The organism is Flavobacterium solisilvae (assembly GCF_012911605.1).
Taxonomy (GTDB): Bacteria; Bacteroidota; Bacteroidia; order Flavobacteriales; family Flavobacteriaceae; genus Flavobacterium; species Flavobacterium solisilvae.
This window is the reverse complement of sequence record NZ_JAAMPT010000174.1, coordinates 1-2,416: the sequence shown is the minus strand read 5'-3', so window position 1 is coordinate 2,416 and position 2,416 is coordinate 1. Positions and strand designations below refer to the sequence as shown.

The window sequence follows — 2,416 nt, the reverse complement described above, 5'->3', positions numbered from 1 at the left end:
GTTGCGAGCTATTCCTTGTATATGTTGCATCACTAAAAATAATGAATTTATCTTTTTCTTACAACTATTTTACTATATTTGGTACTAGGATTGTGGAAGTTTTTTCACAGTCTGACGTTATGCACAAGTTTAAAAAAACGAAACGTAAAAATTGAAATCAAAACTTTTCATACTATTATTTTTTCTACCGTTTACAAATTGTAATCAAATGAATGACATTGAAAAAGCACTTCTTATCGAAGACGAAACAAAATCTCTATTAGCAGTTGGAGAAATTGTTTGGAAAAAAACAGAAGCCTCAGATAATTTCGAAAACTTAACTGAAGCTGAAAAAACTTTTATTTATGTTGAAATGCTTGAAGCAGAAATAAATAATGGAGGATTTGATCAATATTTTTATAATACAAGTGGGGATTATTATTCGGAATCATTACAAGCTTACAAAACAATTGGAGCCCATAAAACAGTTAAAATAATTGAGGAAGCTTTTAAATTATTTCCTGTAAATCCAATTCCAAAAGATAATGAAAAAAGGCAAGATATTTTAGAAAACGTTGATGAAGAAACATCAAAGAAATGGAATGCACTTGAGGATAAATTCTATGAATATGAGGAAAATATTGGTGGACTATTATTGGAATTTGTAAAGAAAAATAAATCTGAATTTAAATAAAACCTGTGCATAACAGCGGTTTTGTGAAATGGCGGGTTTAAGGATTTATCAGTAATGGTCAGTGAATATTTTTCTTTCTCCGAAATAAGTTTTTTCTCTCTAACTTTTCGGTATATTTGTAAACATCAGTAACAAAAAAACCGCCACTTCACAAAGCCGGCGGGACGTTAGCTGCAACTTTATGAAAACCATTATAAACATAGAGAAACTAAAAATTTACAATTCGTATGGTGGTGACATTGACGGAATTTGTCGTAACAATCGACCAATTGAAAAAGCAGTATTTGGAGATAGTTTAGACAATACTTGGAATTTAATTACAAACAAACTTCAAGATATAGAACTAATTTCTAAACGACTTGTTTCTTATGAATATAAAAAAAACGTTTTAACTGAATTAGAAGAGATAACCAACAAGGAAACATTTAAATTATTTACTGACAAAATTCCATTTTATTCAGACTTTCAAAAAGTAAGACAAATTCTTGAAACTATTAAAAGCTGGACAACAGACGAAACTGATACAGTTTGGGCTGGTTATGATAACGGAAAAGAATTCTTAATTGACTTAAATACTGACATTGAAAAAATTAGATTTTGTGACTTTGAAACGTTAGTCAAACTTAATATGGAATTTGCTCCAACTTCAACTTATCAAGAGATTTCGCTATCAAATGGTTGGTCTGAAGAATTTTTAAAACTTGCCGAACAGTTTGATAGATTATATAACGTAATTAAAAAACAGACAGTAATAGAAAACAAACGAGAATGGTGGAAATTTTGGTAGACTTAATAAAAGCAGCAGCTAACAACGGTTACAAGTAATGGCTAGTTCAGTACTATTCCGAAAATTCTCCGAATTTTCTAAAATAAGTTTATATTTGTTATGGCTTGGTAATGGTTTACGCCACTACTTGTAGCCGCAAAACGTTAGCAGTAACCTATGAAAAAATCCTGCAAAATGACAAAATTCGGAAAATACATTATTATATTCGTTTGCTTCACCCATTTATTCTTTTCATGTAAAACCACTGAAAAAGTCTGTTTCAAAAGCAAATCGGATTGGAATTATCAAATAGAAAAAATTTTAGATACTACTAAACTATATGTAGAAACGGAACTTATTAGTAAAGTTCGTGACACAAGTGATATTTTTTTAAAAAATGAAAACAAACTAATCAAAAAAAATAGACCTGCTATCAAATTTTATGGAAATGGAAAGTTTGATTATTTTACTCAAACTGATTCATCAAGCTATAACAAAATGGTAATTCATGGAAAGTATAGAATTTACAATGATACAATTCAAACTTGTAGACAATATTGGTCCGCACAATCTGGAAAATATTATGAATCCCAAATTTTTATTATAAATTCGGAGGGAATTCTACAAACGATTTCGGAAGACATAATTTCTGTCTATAAAAAACTTGAAAAAAATTAAGGCTACTGCTAACAGCGGTTTGCTTCAATGGCTACTTCTGGATTTTCCTACGAAAAATCCGCTGCTGAATGGAATGTTTTGTTATATTTGTAATGGCTTGGTGTTAGTTCAACGCCACTGACGCCAAGCGGCGGAACGTCAGGTTGTGAAAAAACTTCATTTTCAATACAAATTCACCTAATTAAAAGCTTATAAATTGGTTTTAAGCCAAGGTATATTTTGAAGTAGTTTGATTTGTTCCCAAAATGATACGAACTAAAAATAGCTTTAAATAGGTCGTTTTTATCAAAAACAAACCT

General features: G+C 29.9%; 2 protein-coding genes. Both read left to right on the top strand.

The window, feature by feature from the left end:
- The first annotated feature begins 208 nt into the window (after positions 1-208).
- Positions 209-673, top strand: coding sequence for a DMP19 family protein (locus G6042_RS00860; RefSeq protein WP_169522383.1), 465 nt, complete (start codon positions 209-211; stop codon positions 671-673).
- 181 nt (positions 674-854) lie between these two features.
- A complete protein-coding gene (locus G6042_RS00855; RefSeq protein WP_169522382.1) occupies positions 855-1,460 on the top strand; it encodes a hypothetical protein in 606 nt (201 codons plus the stop codon).
- The last annotated feature ends 956 nt before the right edge of the window (positions 1,461-2,416 follow it).

Coding starts and splice junctions, on each gene's coding strand:
- G6042_RS00855 (WP_169522382.1), top strand. CDS start 855: ATGAAAACCATTATAAACATAGAGAAACTAAAAATTTACAATTCGTAT.
- G6042_RS00860 (WP_169522383.1), top strand. CDS start 209: ATGAATGACATTGAAAAAGCACTTCTTATCGAAGACGAAACAAAATCT.